This window comes from Dinoroseobacter sp. PD6 (assembly GCF_028807315.1).
GTDB classification, from domain to species: Bacteria; Pseudomonadota; Alphaproteobacteria; order Rhodobacterales; family Rhodobacteraceae; genus Dinoroseobacter; species Dinoroseobacter shibae.
In genome coordinates this window covers 71927-88930 of record NZ_JARAMN010000004.1, presented here as the reverse complement: position 1 = coordinate 88930, position 17004 = coordinate 71927, and the positions used below count along the sequence as shown (strand labels likewise).

The window sequence follows — 17004 nt, the reverse complement described above, 5'->3', positions numbered from 1 at the left end:
AGGGTCCGCCCATGAGCCAGTCACCCTCCGCCCTCCTGCCCGCCGAGATCCGCGCCACGCGGCCCCTGACCGTGGTGGTCGCCGCCTGCACAAGGCGCAGGCCGAAGATGCTGGAGCGGTTGCTTGGCTCCTACGCCGCGCTGGAGGTGCCGGAGAACGTCACGCCGATCTTCCTCGTGGTCGAGAATGACGAGACCGCCCGGAGTACCGAGGTGATCGCGGCCTTCGAGGACAAGCTGCCCGGGCCTCTGCACGCCGTTCTGGAAACCGTGCCGGGTATCCCCATGGCACGCAATCGCGGGCTGGTGGAGGCCGCCGCCCTCGGCGCGGACCTGGTGCTCTATGTCGATGATGACGAGACCGTGGCGCCCGACTGGCTGACCGAGATCGTGGCCGCCTGGCGCGGCGGCACGGCCGAGCTGATCGGCGGCCCCGTGCGGCTGACCGAGCCGCAGGCCCCTCTCAGCGGACCCCAGAAAACCGTCTTCGATGGCATGGTCAAACGCTTCGCCACCAAGGAGGCCCGCGCGGTCGACCGCATGAAGGCCGGGCAGGCCGACCGGGTGACCGTGGTCACGAACAACTGGCTTTGCGACATGCGGCTGGTGCGCGACCTCGGCCTGCGCTTCGACGAGGCGCTGCAATTCACCGGCGGGTCCGACACCAAGTTCTTCCGCGACGCCCGAGCCCACGGGGTCGAGACCGGCTGGGCCCCTGCCGCCATCGTTTATGAAACCGTCCCGCCCGAACGGCTCACCTTGCCCTATCAGTACACGCGCGGCCGGGACCAGTCGGCCACCTCCTTCGGCCAGAAAGTTGCCGAAGGCAAATGGGCCAGTGCGGCCACCAGCATCCTGATTTTGCTGCCGCTCAAGGCGCTGTCGCTGGTCCTGATCGCCCTGTCGCTGCCGGTGACGCGCAGCTACGGGCTGGTATCGCTCTTCCGGCAGGCAGGCTGGATCGCCGGACGCCTGACCCGGCTCTTCGGGCGCGCCTCGAAGCTCTACGTCAAGACGACGGGAAACTGAGCCTCAGCCGGGGATATACACCGCCCGGAAATCGTTGACATTGGTGTGGGTCGGGCCGGAGACGACCAGCCCCCCCGCCTTCTCGAAGAACGAATAGGCGTCATGCGCCTCCAGATACTTCCGCGCCTCCGCCTTGTGGGCTGCCACGCGCGGCACCCAGAGCGCGCCTGCGTTGTCCTCGGACCCGTCGATCCCGTCGGTGTCGCAGGCAATGGCCGACACCCCCTCCGGCGCATGCAGCCCAAAGCTCAGCAGGCACTCGGAATTGCGCCCGCCCCTGCCCGCACCGCCCCGCACCGTGACGGTCGTCTCGCCCCCCGACAAAAGCACCGCAGGCCCTGTCACCGGATGACCATGGGTCACCGCGGCCCGCGCGATCCCGGCCAGAACGATGCCCAGCTCCGCCGCCTCGCCCTCCAGCGCGTCGCCCAGGATCAGGGGCGTGACCCCCTCGGCCCGGGCCGTGGCCGCCGCCGCCGCCAGCGCCATCTGCGGCGTGGCGATCAGGTGGCACTCGGCCGCGGCAAAGGCCGGGTGCGACGGGTCGGGCGTCTCCGCGGCCGGGGTCTGCAGGTACGCCGCCACCGCATCCGACAGCGCCAGGTGATAGCGCGCGGCAATCGCCCGCGCCTCGGTCGCCGTGGTCGGGTCCGCCACCGTCGGCCCCGAGGCGATGATCGCCGGATCGTCCCCGGGTACGTCCGAGATGGTCAGCGTCACGGTGCGCGCGGGCCAGGCCGCCACCGTGAGCCGCCCGCCCTTGATCCGGCTGAGATGCTTGCGCAGGCAGTTCATCTCGTCGATCGCCGCCCCCGAAGACAAAAGCGCCTCGTTCACCGCCTGCTTGTCGGTCAGGGTCAGCCCCTCGCCGGGCGCCGCCATCAATGCCGAGCCGCCGCCCGAGATCAGGCAAAGCGCGAGATCCCCCTCCCCCAACCCCGACACGAGGTCAAGGACCCGGCCCGCCGCGGCCTCCCCGGCGGCATCGGGGACCGGGTGGCGCGCCTCGACGATTTCGATGCCCTGGGTCGGCAACGCCCCGCCATAGGGGACGATCACGATCCCCTCGCAGGGGCCCCAGGCCGCCTCGACCGCCTGCGCCATCCTGGCAGAGGCCTTCCCGGCCCCGACCACCACCACCCGCCCCGCGGGCTTGGCGGGCAGGAAGTTCGGCACCGCGAGGCCCGGATCCGCCGCCGCCACCGCCGCCCGGAACAGCCCGCGCAGGAAAGGTTCCGGATCGGCGATCATACGTCCTGGCCGTCCATCTTGCGGAACCGCTGGATCAGGCTGGAGGTATCCCAGCGCCCGCCGCCCATCTGCTGCACCTCGCCGTAGAACTGATCGACCAGCGCCGCCACCGGCAGGGAGACCCCCATCGCCTTGGCCTGATCGAGCGCGATGCCCAGGTCCTTGCGCATCCAGTCCACGGCGAAGCCATGGTCGAACTCGTTGTCGATCATCGTCTCGTGCCGGTTGGCCAATTGCCACGACCCGCCCGCGCCCTGGCTGACCAGTTGCGCCACCTTCTTGGCGTCGAGCCCGGCCTTCATGGCAAAGAACAACCCCTCCGAGATCGACTGAACCAACCCGGCGATGCAGAGCTGGTTGACCATTTTCGTGAGCTGCCCTGCGCCCGCCGCGCCGAACAGGTCCGTGGCCTTGGCATAGCTGTCCATCACCGGCTTGGCCCGGGCATAGTCGGTCTCGGTCCCGCCGCACATCACCGCAAGCTGGCCGTTCTCCGCCCCCGCCTGCCCGCCGGAGACCGGGCCGTCGACGAAGCCGACGCCCTTCTCGGCGGCCGCGGCCGCGATCTCGCGTGCGACCTCGGCCGAGGCGGTGGTGTGATCCACCAGGATCGCGCCGGAGCCAAGCGCCGCGAGCGCGCCCTCCGCGCCGAACACGACCGAGCGCAGGTCGTCATCGTTGCCCACACAGGTCATCACGAAATCGCACCCCTCGGCGGCGGCGCGCGGGGTCAGGGCGTGACTGCCACCGTGCTGGGCGACCCAGGCCTCGGCCTTGGCGGTGGTGCGGTTATAGACCACCACCTCGTGGCCCGCCGCCTTGAGATGCCCCGCCATCGGATACCCCATCACCCCGAGCCCGATGAATGCCACTTTCGCCATTGGTCTTCTCCCTTGAGTTCCGGTCCCCCGGCAGTATTGTCAGACAATCTGTAGCCAACCGGAGCGTCGGGCGCCAGCCCCGTTCCGGTCAATGCCTGCAAGCCTAGCCCGGGAGCGCCCATGTTCGACCCCATCGCCCAGACCCCCCGCTACCGGCTCGTGGCCGAAGCCATCGCCGGCAAGATCACCGAAGGCGTCTTTCCCACCGGCGAGAAACTGCCCCCCGACCGGGTGCTGGTCGAAGAGTTGGGCGTCAGCCGCGCAACCCTGCGCGAGGCGCTGATCGCGCTGGAGGTGAAGGGCTATATCGAGACGCGGTTCGGGTCCGGGGCCTATGTGCTCGGCCCGCCCGGTGCCGTCGCGGAGGATGCGGACCAGAAGCTCGCCGCCGTGGTGCCCGTCGCCCCGGTGCCGGGGCCGTTCGAGGCGCTGGAGGCAAGGCGCCTGATCGAAGGGGAGCTGGCCGCGCTCGCCGCGCAAGCGATCACGCCCGCACAGCTCGACACGCTCTGGGGCTGCCTTCAGGCGCTGGAGAGCGCTGGGAGCGGCTGGGACGCCGAAGCCGACGCCCGGTTCCACGAGGTGATCGCCACGGCGGCGGGCAACACGGTCCTGGCTCGTCTGGCGGCGCAATTCTGGCGCGACCAGACCGAAAACCCCCTCTGGACCGCGATCCGGAGTGCCGTGGCCGACAGCAACCTGCGCCCGCAGTTGGTGGCCGAACACGAGGCGATCATCGAGGCGCTGACCGAAGGCGCGCCGGAGGCCGCGCGCGCCGCCATGCACGCCCATCTGGACAATTTCGCCCGGACCCTGCTGGCCCAGTGGGACGCGCCCGAGGAAGGCAGCACCGAGGCCGCCCCCCATGCGCGCCTGCGCGACAGCCTGGGGCAGGCGGGCTGAGCCTCAGGCGTATTGGTCGATATATTCCCTTAGAATCGCAGAGAAATCCGGGTTCACCGGGAAATCGAGCGCGGCGGCGGTGTCGGTCACGAAGGCCTCCGGCCAGCTCTGCACGATCCGCGCGATGGCGGGGTCCGGGTTACGGCTCACCAGGGCGCGGGCGTCGGGTCCGGCCTGCTGCTCCAGCGCGGCGAGCATCTCGCCCACGGTCACGCTGATCCCGCGCAGGTTCAGCACCGGGTGCGGCGCGATCCGGTCCCAGTCGAGGGCGGCGGCATGGGCAAGCCCGGCCACCGTCACGTCCGGAGAGGCGATCCAGACCCGCGTGCCGTCGGGCACCGGGCAGTTCGCAGCCTGCCCCGCCAAAGGCTCCCGCAGGATGCCCGACAAAAAGCCCGAGGCGGCCGCATTGGGCGCGCCGGGGCGGATCGACACCGTGGGCAGGCGCAGGGAGGTGCCGCGCAGGAACCCTTTGCGGCTGTAGTCGGCAAGCAGCAGTTCGACCATCGCCTTTTGCGTGCCGTAGCTGGAGGCCGGGCGCAGCACGAAGTCCTCGGGCACCACGTCCGGGAAGGGCGGGCCGTAGACCGCAAGCGACGATGCGAAGACCACGCGGGGCCTTGTTTCCAAGGCCCGGAGCGCCTCGAACAGGGCCCGCGAGGCATCGAGATTGACCGCGTAGCCGGTGTCGAATTCCGCCTCCGCCTGGCCTGAGACCACGGCGGCGAGATGGAACACCAGGTCCGGGGCGAGGGCGGCAAGTTCCGCCGCCGCGCCCGCCGCGCCGAGATCGGCGGCAAGGCATTGGCAGGGCAGGCCGGGGACCGGGGCCGGCGCGACCCGGTCGACAAGGACCAGATCGGTGATGCCGGGCACGGCGCCTTGGGCTATTTGGGTGCTGAGTTTCGCGCCGAGCATGCCCGCCGCGCCGATGATCATGGCCCGCATGGGTGCCTCCTCCGTGCTGTCGGTATCGCCCTCGGGAGATAGAGCAGGGCGGCGTCCGTGTCTGTAAATTTTTTACAGATTTGACCATGCCGCCGTGCGGGCGTGAAACCGGCAGAAGAGCATAAGTCCCTCCAAAATCGACAAAAATCGGCGTCGGATACCTGTCGGACTTTTGTCGGGCAAGTGTCGGGCATCTGTCGGGCATGTCGCCCGACAAGACGCCGACCGGGCCTGAAACCCGGCTCAGCCGCCGATCAGTTCGGACTGCGCGACGATCACCTCTGCCTGCTTGATCGAGGCGATGTCCACCAGCCGACCCTTGTAGACCGTTGCCCCTTCGCCATTGGCCTTGGCCTGCTCCATGGCCGCGAGGATCTCGCGGGCCTCGGCCACGGCCTCGGCGGAGGGGGTGAAGACCTCGTTGGCGATGGCGACCTGCTTGGGGTGGATCGCCCATTTGCCGACCATGCCCAGCGTGGCCGACCGGCGGGCCTGGGCGCGGAAGCCCTCGTCATCGGAGAAGTCACCGAAGGGGCCGTCCACCGGCAGCACGCCGTGGGTGCGGCAGGCGGCGACGATGGCGGCCTGCGCCCAATGCCAGGGGTCGGACCAGTGCTTCGCGCCTTCGTGGAGCATGTAGTAATTCTCCTGCGTCCCGCCGATGCCCGTGGTCTGCATCCCCATGGAGGCGGCGAAGTCCGCCGCGCCGAGGCTCATGGCCTGGAGGCGCGGCGAGGCGGCGGCGATATCCTCGACATGGGCGATGCCGGCGGCACTTTCGATGATGACCTCGAAGCTGATCTTCCTGGTGCGGCCCGCGGCGGCCTCGGCGGCGGTCACCAGCGCGTCGACGGCATAGATGTCCTCGGCGCAGCCCACCTTGGGGATCATGATCTGGTCAAGGCGTTCGCCCGCCTGTTCCATCAGGTCGACCACATCGCGGTACCAGAACGGGGTATCGAGGCTGTTGATGCGGACGGAGAGGGTCTTGGTGCCCCAGTCGATATCGCCGATCGCCTGGATGACGTTCTTGCGCGCCTGCGCCTTGTCATCGGGGGCGACGGAATCCTCAAGGTCGAGGTTGATGACGTCGGCAGCACTTGCGGCCATCTTCTCGAAGATCGCGGGGCGGGAGCCGGGGCCGAAGAGCTGGCAACGGTTGGGACGGGCGGGGGCCGGGGGCTGGAGGCGGAAGGACATTGGGGCGTTCCTGTTGCACTTATATTTCGCGTAGGGTTCGCTGCGGGATAGAATATTGCGCCATGGCTCGCAAGCGTAATTTTGCGGGCGCAGCATTGCAGGTGCGGCGCGTACCACCGGCGCGGGGACAGGTAGGCTGGCGTGGGGCTCCCGGGGGCGCTGCCCCCGTGTATGCTTTCATCTGGATTGTACCCCCCTGTTCACTGGGTTTGAACCCGGAAGAAACCCCAAGAACCCGGAAGTTCTTGGATGGGAGGGGGCGGTTGTCAGGTCAGATCAGGGCGCAGTTTTCGGTTCCACCAGTCGTTGATTGCGCTCTTTCCGACGCGGCGCTCGGGGGGAAAGTGCTCGGCCACCTCTGCGGCAAGTTGGACAAAGCCTGTGTTGTGGATGCGGTCCATAAGGAAGGCTTCCAGTTCCGGGTCGCTGTCTATCTTCGCAGGCACGCCGGTTCGATGGTTCGCAAGATGTGCGTTGCCGCGCGGTGTGGCTGCGTCCAACTCGTGCGAGTGAAGCACCTTTGAAAGGCTGTTTAAGGCGCGTTTTTGAGCGATCTGCGCGGCATCGGTTTTCGCCTGGGCGGCCTGTAGGTCGGCAAGGGCGATTGCGAGAAGCGCGTCTTTGGTATTGGCCATGGTTTCTCCTGGTCTTGAGGCACCTGCGGGCAGCGCGGGAACTTCGCTCAGACGGCTCGCGCCGCCTTCCGACCCTCGCGAAGCGGAGATTGCGTGCGCTCCCCGCAGGTTTCGGCCCGCCGGACATGTGTTCGGCGGGTGTCTCGTCAGCGGACTTCGAAGTCCGAGGGCTTCAGACCGAGCTGGTCGCAGAGGGACTGGACGACCGTCTCAGGCGGGGCCGACGCGTCGGCTGCCAGACCGGGGATTGCTGCCCGCTTGAAGAGATGGCCATAGGCCGGGGTCGTAGATGCAATGAAGTCCTCGAAGCTGTCGGGGTCCTGCGCACATAGCGCCGTAGCCCAGCTCCGCATGGCGGGCGTGATATAGCCCGCATGCAGAGCCTCGGTGACGCGCGCTTCGACCAGGTGCTCGGAGAGGGTCGCCTTGGTGGCCCCCCGGTCCTGCATCAGCTCCTTCAGGGCGGCGATGGGGACATACTTCGCCGGATCCGGTTCCGCCGTTTCGGCCTTGCTGCGCAGCTCGGCAATTGCCGCCATGATCGCATCCGCGTCGGCGACGGGTTCCAGCTCCAATGCCTCGGCAATCGCAGCCAGGGCGGAGGTGTCTTCGGGGTCGGTCATGTCGTCTCCTTCGCTGGCAAGGGCAGTCAGGTCGAGATTGGGGCGGTGCACCAGGCTCGCGCCCTTGAGCCGCGTGATCCTGCCGCCCGTCTTGGTGTGCATCAGGACCGGGCTCAGGAAGCGGTACTCGCGCGCCTCCAACATCTCGCGCGCCTTCGCGGTCCAGCTCACATCGCCCCAGATGCCATCGGGGCGCACTTCGAGCCTCTTGATCCAACCGGCGGCGGGCACGGGGCCGTTCTTCTGCCGGGCCGGGTCGTCGCCCTGGTGTTCGTAGTCGATGGGCAGGTCGATCCCGCCCTGGTGAAAGAGCGCGACCAGCCCCGGCCATGTCCCGCGCCGTGGTCAGCACCTCGGCCACATCCCCCAAGCCGCCATAGCGTTTCGCGACCTTGGCGAGTACCTTGACGATTGCCGGGTCGGTCAGCCCAGCGGCCCGGCAGAACGCGTCCACGTCCGCTTCGCTGGCGTGGTGAATGACCACGCGGGGATGGGTGCGGCGCTGGAGCTGGTCCGCGCCCTTGAGCCCGTCCAGAAGCCGCCGGTCCCCGATGAACGCCACGCCGAAGCCGCCCTTCTCGGACAAGGCACGCAACCATTCCAGCACCATCCAGTTGTCCGGCCCGCGCGGGTTTTCCTGTACAAGGTATTGCGCCTCGTCGATCATCACGAAGCTCTCTGGCCCCAGCGCCTCGGCGATCTCGTCACCCACGCGCGGCATGTTGCGCGAGTTGGGCTCAGGCAGCGCCGATAGAAGGTCGGGTAGGACGGCACATGCCAGCCCTGCATTGCTCCGATATCGCGCACGTCCCGCATGGCAGACTTGAGAGGCCAATCAGGCCCTGCATCGCGGATCAGCGTCATGAAAGTGCGCCAGGCCGGATCGAACGGCTGGCGTGCAGTCGTGCCTTTGTAGTCGTCCAGCAGCGCAGGCGCGAAGTTGATCGGATCGACCCCTTCGACGGCCCGTAAAATGGCCTTCAAACGAGGCTTTGAGAGCCCTTTTACGCCGAACTTCTCATGCACGATCCGCAGCCGGTCCGACCAGTTCACGTCCAGTCCGAGCGCTACCAGAACCCGCGCCACCGCCGCCCGCCGCTCCGCCCGGTCCCGCCGCGACGGCGACGCCGCAAGGAACGCCTCATGCGCCGCCGCGTCATAGCTGCCAGGGGAAAGGTGCAAATGCTCCAGCTCGCGCGTCAGATAGGCAAGACGCTCTGGCGCGGGAAGGTCGTAGAGCCGGACGAACTCCGGGTTTCGACCATCAGACCTGTCGGTGATGGTCGCAATTCCATTACCTTGAAACCACGACTTAGCTGAGGTGCGATGGAAAGGTATTTCACCAAGTCCATTTTCGCGCACGACTTCGCAGACCATGCATTGAAATCATTGAACATTTTTTTCGAGTTCGCGCGCAAACCCGGCTGAAATCGCCCTCTCATAACCCCTTGAAATCATTACACCCGATTTTTCAGGGGGTTCAAACCCTGTGAAAGCCGTCACTGCCCCCGGCGCCATGCGGCGCCTCCCCCGGGATATTTCGAGACTTGAGACGGTGCGAGGCGCGGGGTCGGGGCAGCGGCGCGGGGTCGGGGCGGGACGTTGGGGTGCGGGGCCTGCGGTTACTCCGCCGACGCCGTGCGGCCAGCCGCGCGAGCGGCAGGGGCGTCGAACCCGGCCTCGGCCATGAGCGCGTCGGAGGCGGTCTCGATCCGGGTTTCGATCTCGGCCATGAACGCCTCGATGGACAGGTCCGGGCCGAGCGGGTCAAGGAATTCGACCACCGCCAGCCCCGGCTTGCGCAGCACCGCCGAGCGGGGCCAGAACACGCCCACATTGGTGGCCGCGGGCACGCAGGTCTGACCCAGGCGGGTGTAGAGCGCGCCGACGCCGGTTTTGTAGGGCTTGTCCGCCCCGGCGGCCACGCGCGTGCCTTGCGGGTAGATCACCAGCTGGCCCTTGGGCGCCTCGGGGTCGGTGACGCCCGCCACCATGTCCTGGATCGCCTTGCCGCGCTTGCCCCGGTCGACGAAGACGCAGCCCACGCGCCGTGCGTACCAGCCGAGCATCGGGGTGCGGCGCAGCTCTTTCTTGGCGATGAAGCGGGGGGCGGGAATGACCGAGCAGATCAGGATGATGTCGAAGAAGCTCTGGTGTTTGGCGGCGATGATCAGCTCGCCCTGGGGCACCGTGCCCCGGATCTCAGATTTCAGGCCGATCATCCAGGCGGCCGACCAGCGCACGTAGCGGCAATAGGTGCGGATCGCGGCATAGGCCGCCGGGCGGTGGAAGATCGCCACCGGGGTGAACCAGCAGAACAGCAGGAACATCGCCACATACATCTGGATGTTGAACAGGAGCGAGCGGATCAGTTGCATCAGGCGAGCTTTCTGAGCATGCGCAGCGCGGCGAGGCGCGTGGCGAGATAGGCGGTGGCGGCGGCCAGCAGCGGCACGAGGACCGGCAGGCCCCAGGCAGCACCCGAGAAGCCGAGATCCGACAGGAAGCTGTCCTGCGGCCCCGAGGACGGCACCAGCAGCAGGGCGAGGGTCGCCAGCAGGCTGCCCGCCGCGGCCCCGATCAGGGCGCGCAGGGTGAAGCGGCGCATGAAGGCGCGGGCGATGAAGATGTCGCGCGCGCCCACCAGGCGCAGGACGGTGATGACCTGGCCATTCGCCGCGAGGGCCGCGTTGGCCGCCAGGGTGATCATCGCGGCCATCGCCCCGCCGATCAGCAGCGCCGAGACGAGGCCCAGGGCGCGCAGCCGGTCGGCGGCGTCCACCAGCGGGCGGCGCCAGCGGGTATGATCGTCGAGCACGGCGGCGGGGGCTTCGGCCGCGAGCCGCAGGCGCAGGTTCTCGGGGCTGTAGCCCTGGGCGGTTTCGGTCACTTCGATCAGCCGCGGGATCGGCAGGGTGTCGAGCGGCAGGTCGGGGCCGAGCCAGGGCTCCAGCAGGGCCTGTTGCTCGGCCCGGTCCAGCACGCGGGCCTCGGCCACGCCGGGGGTGGTTTGCAGCACGTCGAGCACGGCGCGGGTCTGCGCCTCCACCTGGCCCGGGGGGGCGGCGATGCGGATGGTGGCGGTGCGCGAGAGCGCCTCGGACCAGCGGTCGGCCAGTTGGCCCGCCGAGACCGCGAGCGCGAGGGCGAAGACCGCGAGAAACGCCATGGCGGCGGCGGTGAACACGGTGAGCGACGCGGTGAAGCCCGTGGGCGGGACCACGTCATCGGCGGAGAGGTCGATCTTGGGCGCGTCGGCGTGTGTCGTCACAGGTCGGTCCCCGCCTGTTGCAAAGTCCCGCCCGCAAGGCGCAGGACGCGGGCGGTGGTCATGGTCTTGGCCTGCCGGATCAGGGCCATGTCGTGGGTGGCCAGCAGGATCGCCTTGCCCATGCGGTTGAGCTCCACCAGCAGGGTGAGCAGGCGCTGGGACATCTCCCAGTCGATATTGCCCGTGGGCTCGTCCGCGAGGATCACGTCCGGGTCCATCATCACCGCGCGGGCGAGCGCGGCGCGCTGACGTTCGCCGCCCGACAGTTCGGGCGGCCGGGCGTCGGCGCGGCCCGACAGGCCCACCCATTTGAGCAGTTCGGCCAGGTCGCCCTCCGACACCGCGCGGCCCGCCACCGAGAGCGGCAGGGCGATGTTGTCGGCGACGCTCAGGTGGTCGAGGAAGCGGCAGTCCTGGTGGACGACGCCGATCCGCTGGCGCATGTCGGCGATCTCGTCCCGGGCGAGGGTGGTGCCGGGTTTGCCGAAGCAGGTGACGGTGCCGTCCTCGGGGGCGAGGTCGAGGTAGCACAGGCGCACCAGGGTGGTCTTGCCCGCGCCGGAGGGGCCGGTGAGGAAGTAGAAATCCCCCGGTTGGACATCGAGAGCCACGCCGCCGAAAAGCGGGCGGTCGCCGTAGCGGAACGCCACGTTGTCCAGTGTGATCATGGGTGGGGGTCTCCCTCGTGCTGCCTGTCTGTAGCGCATGTCTCTTGGCAGTTGCAATTGCGTGCGGTGGGGTCGATCATGGTGGCCGAGGGGTTCGGATGCGGCCATACCAGGGGACGCGCCGGACAGAAACGAGCGGTCAGGATCGAGACGGTGGGCAGAGAATGCGGCTGACCTGTCCCAATTGTCGGGCACAATACGAGGTGGCGGACAGTGCCATACCGGCACGGGGCCGGGATGTGCAGTGTTCCAGCTGCGGGCACGGGTGGTTCCAGCTGCCCGATGCGGGCCGGACGGCCGAAGCGGAGGCGCGGATGGCGCCGCGCCCGGAGCCGGAAACCCCGCGGGCGGCCCAGCGGGAGCTCGATCCGGCGATCGCGGATGTCCTGAAGGCCGAGGCGGAGCGCGAGGCGCAGCAGCGGCGGCGCGAAACCGCCGATCTGGTGGAAACTCAGCAAGAACTTGCCCTGGACGACCCGCCTGCCCCGGCGGAGACGCCCGAGGCGGCGGAAGACAGCACGGCCCCGGCGCCAGCGCGGTTCGCCGAGGCCAAGCGGTCCGAGGTGCCCCGGCGCGACCTGTTGCCGGATATCGAGGAGATCAACTCCAGCCTGCGAGCCAAGACCCTGACCAAGGCCGCCGCCGCCAACCGGCTGACCGAGGCGGAAGTCGAAGCGCAGAAGCGCAGTGGGCGCGGCTTCCGGCTGGGATTCGCGAGCGTGCTGCTGGTGGCGCTGTTTGCGGTGCTGGTCTATGCCAATGCGCCCGGAATCAGTGCGCGCCTGCCCGCCACGACGCCGTACCTGGAGGCCTATGTCGGCCAGATGAACGCGGGGCGGCTGTGGCTCAATGGCAAGCTGATGGATGCCGGTGCGGCGATCGAAGGAATGCTGACCGGGTCCGAGGGGTAAAGCGGTCTGTTCGGGGGCGCTGCCCCCGAGCCCCCGACGTATTTCTGCAAAGATGAAGAGGGCGCGCGCTGCCGTGGCGCAGGGCGAGGCGATGCGGGGCGGCTGCGGATCCGTGGGCTTTCCCGGCGGCGAGCCTTGGGCAACATGGGCGATGCCCTGCGCCGAGCGTGGGCGGCGGGGCCTGCCCCCCGGTTCAAGGCGCGCGCGGGGCGGGAGGGGGCGTTCCGGGGCCGCGGACCGGGCCGCCTGCCCCGGATACACCCCCCGGGCCTGCGGGCCCGGCGCGCGGGTCAGAAGCGGTCGAGCAGGCGTTTGAGGTAGTCGAGCTCGGCATCCGGGCGCTCCTGCTCGCCGGAGCGGCGGCGGATTTCGTCCAGAAGCTCCTGCGCGCGGCGGTAGCGGTCCTCGCCCTGGAGCAGGTTCTCGTCGGTCCCGAGCCGTCCCTGGTTGCCATTGTCGCGGCCGAGCGGGTCGCGTTGCTGGCCCGGGCCCTCGTTGGCGGCCTGGCCCTGCTGGCCACCCGGCTGCTGCTGTTGCTGCTGCTGGGCCATTTGCTCCCCGAGGTTTTCCATGCCTTCGCGGATGGCATCCATGGCGTCGGACTGGTTGTCGAGCGCTTCGGCCAGGTCGCCCCGTTCCAGCGCGTCGGCGGCGTCGTCCATGCTGCGCCCGGCGCGGTCGAGCGCGTCGCGCGCGGCATCGCCCAGCTCGGTGCCGGCCCCGGGCAGGTTCTGGGCCTGCTCGTCGAGGATGTCGCCCAGCTGGCCCTGGCGGCGGGCGAGGCTCTCGGCGTCTGGCATGCCCTGCCCGTTCTGGGCCTGGCCCTGGCCCGGGGTCTGACCCGGCTGCTGCTGACCTTGTCCCTGGCCCGGCTGCTGACCCTGGCCGAATTGCTGGCCTTGCTGGCCCTGGCCCTGCTGCTGGCCGGGTTGCTGGCCCGGCTGCTGGCCCTGCTGCTGTCCTTGCTGCTGGCCCTGTTGTTGTCCCTGCTGCTGACCTTGCTGGCCCTGCTGGTTCTGCATGTCGTTGAAGGCTTCGTCCGCCAGATCCTGCTGCTGGCGCAGGGTTTCCTGCAGGCCTTCCATGGCCTGCTGGCCCTCGCCCTGCTGGCCTTGCTGGCCCTGCTGGGCCATCTGCATGTTCTGCATCATCTGCATCATCTGGTCGAGCAGCGCCTGCGCCTCGTCCATGCGGCCCTCTGCCATCAGTTGCTGGAGCCGGTCGAGCATGTCCTGCAGCTGATCACCGGTGATTTCCTGCATGTCCTGGGGCGTCTGGGCCTGCTGCTGGCCGTTTTCCTGGTCGCGCTGAAACTGCTCGGCCATCTCGCGCATCATGTTCTGCATCGCCTCGCGCAATTCCTGCATCAGCTCGGCGATCTCTTCGTCCGTGGCGCCGTTTTCCATGGCCTCCGACAGACGCTCCTGCGCGCGGCGGAGGCGTTCGGCGGCGTTGGCGAGATCGCCTTCTTCGAATTGCAGGGCGGCATTCCAGAGGGCCTCGGCCACCTCTTCCTGCAGGACCGGCGTGACCTCGGTCTCCAGCCCGACGATAAGGCGGGAGAGCGCGGTGCGCAGCATCAGGTAGGCGGTGTCGTTGGTGATGAACCCCTCGGGGCGGTGGCTGACGGCGCGCAGAAGCTGGCTGACGCGTTCGGCATTGTCGCGGGTCCACAGCAGATCGCGGCGCTGTTCGATGATGGCCTGCGCCATGGGGTCGAAGAAGCGGCGACCGGGCAGGAGCATTTCGAAAGGTTCGGCCACGCCTTCCTGGCGCAGGTCGTCCTGGGCGGTGAAGGTGAGTGTCACGGGCAGGTTTGCCCAAGGGTGTTCGGAGAAGTTGTCGACCAGCACCTCGGTGAAATCCGAGCGGTCGCCGGAGATCGAGAGCGGGATGTTGACCTCGATGGTCTCGCGCGGCTCGGGCGCGGCGGTGAGCCCGTGGGTGCGGGGCACGTTGGGCAGGTCGAGAGTGATCCGGGCGGTGCCACCGACCACGGCGTAATCGTCCTGGGCCGCGAAGGGCAGCTCCATCTCGCCCATGGCGGTGCGGGTGACCGAGCCGTCCACGGCGATGGTGGGAGGCTCGTCCGGCAGCACGGTCAGATCCCAGCTGCGCCCGCCCTCGCCTTCGATGGCGAGCGTGCCGTCACGGGCGACGATCACCTCCTGGGCGAGATCGTTGGAGGGTGCGGCGGGGGCGTCGGACACATCCTCGCGCACCGACAGCGCGCCCTCGTTGCTGTAGAGGCGCAGGGTAATGCGGCTGCCCTCGGGGACCGCCAGGGCGGCGCCGGTGAGGTCGTTGAGATAGAGGCTCGGCTTGCCGGTATAGGCGGGCGGTTCGATCCAGCCTTCCCAGGCCGGGCCGGTGGCGAGCGCCTGCCCGCCGGGGGTCAAGGCGCGGTCGAGGTCGCGCACCTGCCCCAGCCCGCCGAAGAGTAGCGCCACCGCGAGCCCGGTCGCGCCCACGTAGCGCAGGGCATAGGGATCGCGGTCGGCCAGGCGCAGGTTGGGCAGGACCGCCTTGGCGCCGCGGGCGCGTTCGGCGATGCGGCGCAGGTGCGCGTCCCAGACCGCGCGGGAGCCCGCGTCGGTCGCCCCGATGGCCTGCAGGTCGCGCAGGGTCTCGATCGGGCGGCCCGGGACGGTCTGGTCGAGGCGGGCCTCCGCCTCGGCCCGGCTGGGCAGGCGGAACTGTCGCAGCCCGTGCCAGAGCGCGCCCCCGGCGGCGAGCAGGAAGAGGACGGTCGCGATCCAGATCGCCTCGAGCGGCGCGCTCAGCCCCGCGCCGAAGATCACCACCACGAGGCCGAGCGCCAGCACGCACCAGAGCGGCCAGAAGGCGCGCGCGAACCGCTCTGCCGTCATGCCGATCTGGGTCAGGCGGCGCGGCCAGGTCAGGTGCCGGAGGGCGCTGTCCTTGTCGGTTGCAAAATCCTCGTCACGCGGTGCCGCGTTGGGGTCTGGCATGGGTCATTCCTGCTCGGCGGGGACGGGAGTATCCACCAGCCATGCAGGAATGGTATCGCGATTTATGATTTCGTCAAAGCTGGGCCGCTGACGGATGACAGCGAATTGATCCCCGTGGACCAGAACTTCCGGGATCAGGGGGCGGGTATTGTATTCCGACGCCATGACGGCGCCGTAGGCCCCGGCGGAGCGGAAGGCCACCAGATCGCCCTCGGTGAGGGGCACCATTTCACGGCTCTTGGCGAAGGTATCGCCGCTCTCGCAGACGGGGCCGACGATGTCGTAGGGGGTCGTGGGCGTGCCCGGGGCGGCCTCGCGGACCGGGACGATGTCGTGGTAGGCGCCGTACATCGACGGGCGGATCAGGTCGTTCATTGCCGCGTCGAGGATCAGGAATTGCCGGTCCTCGCCCTGCTTGACGTAGATCACCTCGGATACCAACAGTCCCGCATTGCCGGAGATCAGGCGGCCCGGCTCGATCTCGATCTCGCAGCCCAGATCGCCCACCGTGCGCTGGATCAGCGCGCCGTAGTCGGTGGGCAGGGGCGGGGCCTCGTTGGTGCGGGCATAGGGGATGCCGAGGCCGCCGCCGAGGTCGAGGCGGGTGATCTCGTGCCCGTCGGCGCGCAATTGCCGGGTCAGCTCGGCCACCTTGGCATAGGCCAGCTCGAACGGTTCGAGCTCGGTCAGCTGGCTGCCGATATGGACGTCGATGCCGATGACCTTGATCCCCGGCAGGCGGGCGGCCTGGGCATAGACTTCGCGGGCGCGGGAGATCGGGATGCCGAACTTGTTCTCGGACTTGCCGGTGGCGATCTTCTCGTGGGTCTTGGCGTCCACATCCGGGTTGACGCGGATGGTGATCGGGGCCTGCATCCCGAGGCCCTGGGCGACGGCGGAAAGCCGCTGCATCTCGGGTTCGGATTCCACGTTGAACTGGCGGATGCCGCCGGTCAGGGCCGTGCGCATCTCGTCGGCGGTCTTGCCGACGCCGGAGAACACGATCCGGTCGCCGGGCACGCCGGCGGCCCGCGCGCGGGCGTATTCGCCGCCCGAGACCACGTCCATGCCCGCGCCGAGATCGGCAAGCAGCTTGAGGATCGCCTGGTTGGAGTTCGACTTCATCGCAAAGCACACAAGGTGCGGGCCCCAGGAGAGCGCCTCGTCGAAGAGCTTGAAATGCCGGGTCAGGGTCGCGGTGGAATACACGTAGAACGGCGTGCCCACCGCGTCGGCGATGGCGGAGACCGGGACATCCTCCGCATGGAGCTGGCCTTTGATATAGGTGAAATGGTCCATCGGGCGGGTCCTTGGTGGTCTCAGGCAGAGGGGTGGGGCCGGGCGCAAAATCCTTGAGAAAGGATTTTGCCAAGGATCTTACTCAAGATCCTTGGCCCCGCGGATCGGTCCCGCGCGCAGGAACAGATAGAGCGGCAGCCCGCAGGACACACCGATGCAGAAGGTCGCGGGCACCGCGATCAGGCCGATCCAGTTCCGCCGCATCACGGTTTCCGACACCACGAACACCGTGAGCGCGATCGCCGCGATGGTCAGGTCCCAGGTCAGCCCGGTGGTCGAGTCGTTCACATACCACGCGTCGATCAGACCCGAGAGGCCGGTGCCCGTCGCCTGCATGTAGGAGATGAAATAATACATCGGGTGGATCGCGCCCCAGATGGCGAGGGCGAGGTAAAGCCAGCGAAGCGGGGTCAT

Annotated in this window: 16 protein-coding genes and 1 pseudogene; 3 read left to right on the top strand and 14 right to left on the bottom strand. The window is 68.8% G+C overall.

The annotated features are described in order from the left end of the window. Positions 1-11: 11 nt before the first annotated feature. Positions 12-1028 carry a glycosyltransferase family 2 protein gene (locus tag PVW48_RS08500; RefSeq protein ID WP_274581035.1) on the top strand — a complete coding sequence of 339 codons (1017 nt, stop codon included), beginning with the start codon at positions 12-14 and terminating at the stop codon, positions 1026-1028. Between the two features lie 3 nt (positions 1029-1031). Here PVW48_RS08500 and PVW48_RS08495 read toward each other — a convergent pair whose 3' ends face one another. Both PVW48_RS08495 and PVW48_RS08490 read right to left on the bottom strand, forming a co-directional pair. Further along, positions 1032-2279 (bottom strand): glycerate kinase type-2 family protein, encoded by a 1248-nt coding sequence (locus PVW48_RS08495; protein WP_274581034.1) that lies wholly within the window; start codon positions 2277-2279, stop codon positions 1032-1034. Then, positions 2276-3160: an NAD(P)-dependent oxidoreductase gene (locus PVW48_RS08490; RefSeq protein ID WP_274581033.1), complete on the bottom strand. Its 885-nt coding sequence runs from the start codon at positions 3158-3160 to the stop codon at positions 2276-2278. Before PVW48_RS08490 ends, PVW48_RS08495 begins: the two co-directional genes overlap by 4 nt. A 120-nt stretch (positions 3161-3280) precedes the next feature. On the opposite strand from PVW48_RS08490, the gene PVW48_RS08485 reads away from it, so the two are divergent. Beyond that, on the top strand, positions 3281-4063 hold the full coding sequence (locus PVW48_RS08485) for a FadR/GntR family transcriptional regulator (RefSeq protein WP_012179709.1): 783 nt from the start codon (positions 3281-3283) through the stop codon (positions 4061-4063). Between the two features lie 3 nt (positions 4064-4066). Here PVW48_RS08485 and denD read toward each other — a convergent pair whose 3' ends face one another. The 9 genes and pseudogenes from denD to PVW48_RS08445 form a co-directional block, all read right to left on the bottom strand. Beyond that, on the bottom strand, positions 4067-5011 hold the full coding sequence (gene denD, locus PVW48_RS08480; RefSeq protein WP_274581032.1) for a D-erythronate dehydrogenase: 945 nt from the start codon (positions 5009-5011) through the stop codon (positions 4067-4069). A 243-nt stretch (positions 5012-5254) separates the two neighbouring features. After that, complete coding sequence (locus PVW48_RS08475; RefSeq protein WP_274581031.1) at positions 5255-6211, bottom strand: L-malyl-CoA/beta-methylmalyl-CoA lyase; 957 nt, start codon at positions 6209-6211, stop codon at positions 5255-5257. Between the two features lie 266 nt (positions 6212-6477). Then, entirely contained in the window at positions 6478-6846 is a 369-nt protein-coding gene (locus PVW48_RS08470) for a hypothetical protein (protein ID WP_274581030.1), read from the bottom strand. Positions 6847-6992: 146 nt separating this feature from the next. After that, positions 6993-7790 (bottom strand): phage protease, encoded by a 798-nt coding sequence (locus tag PVW48_RS08465; protein ID WP_274581243.1) that lies wholly within the window; start codon positions 7788-7790, stop codon positions 6993-6995. Positions 7791-7803: 13 nt separating this feature from the next. Further along, positions 7804-8079, bottom strand: a pseudogene (locus PVW48_RS20125) (hypothetical protein); the annotation flags it as partial. A 56-nt stretch (positions 8080-8135) separates the two neighbouring features. Then, the gene (locus tag PVW48_RS08460; RefSeq protein ID WP_274581029.1) at positions 8136-8846 is read right to left on the bottom strand and encodes a hypothetical protein; all 711 of its coding nucleotides are present in this window, start codon (positions 8844-8846) and stop codon (positions 8136-8138) included. Positions 8847-9091: 245 nt separating this feature from the next. After that, entirely contained in the window at positions 9092-9847 is a 756-nt protein-coding gene (locus PVW48_RS08455; RefSeq protein ID WP_274581028.1) for a lysophospholipid acyltransferase family protein, read from the bottom strand. Beyond that, on the bottom strand, positions 9847-10740 hold the full coding sequence (locus tag PVW48_RS08450; protein ID WP_012179716.1) for a cell division protein FtsX: 894 nt from the start codon (positions 10738-10740) through the stop codon (positions 9847-9849). Before PVW48_RS08450 ends, PVW48_RS08455 begins: the two co-directional genes overlap by 1 nt. Next, on the bottom strand, positions 10737-11408 hold the full coding sequence (locus tag PVW48_RS08445; protein ID WP_274581027.1) for a cell division ATP-binding protein FtsE: 672 nt from the start codon (positions 11406-11408) through the stop codon (positions 10737-10739). Before PVW48_RS08445 ends, PVW48_RS08450 begins: the two co-directional genes overlap by 4 nt. A gap of 164 nt (positions 11409-11572) precedes the next feature. On the opposite strand from PVW48_RS08445, the gene PVW48_RS08440 reads away from it, so the two are divergent. Continuing rightward, a complete protein-coding gene (locus tag PVW48_RS08440; RefSeq protein ID WP_274581026.1) occupies positions 11573-12319 on the top strand; it encodes a zinc-ribbon domain-containing protein in 747 nt (248 codons plus the stop codon). Positions 12320-12609: 290 nt separating this feature from the next. On the opposite strand, the gene PVW48_RS08435 is transcribed toward PVW48_RS08440, so the two are convergent. The 3 genes from PVW48_RS08435 to PVW48_RS08425 form a co-directional block, all read right to left on the bottom strand. Then, a complete protein-coding gene (locus PVW48_RS08435; protein WP_274581025.1) occupies positions 12610-15291 on the bottom strand; it encodes a DUF4175 domain-containing protein in 2682 nt (893 codons plus the stop codon). 3 nt (positions 15292-15294) lie between these two features. Next, positions 15295-16590: a diaminopimelate decarboxylase gene (gene lysA / locus PVW48_RS08430; RefSeq protein ID WP_274581024.1), complete on the bottom strand. Its 1296-nt coding sequence runs from the start codon at positions 16588-16590 to the stop codon at positions 15295-15297. Between the two features lie 78 nt (positions 16591-16668). Next, entirely contained in the window at positions 16669-17004 is a 336-nt protein-coding gene (locus PVW48_RS08425; protein ID WP_012179721.1) for a DUF2834 domain-containing protein, read from the bottom strand.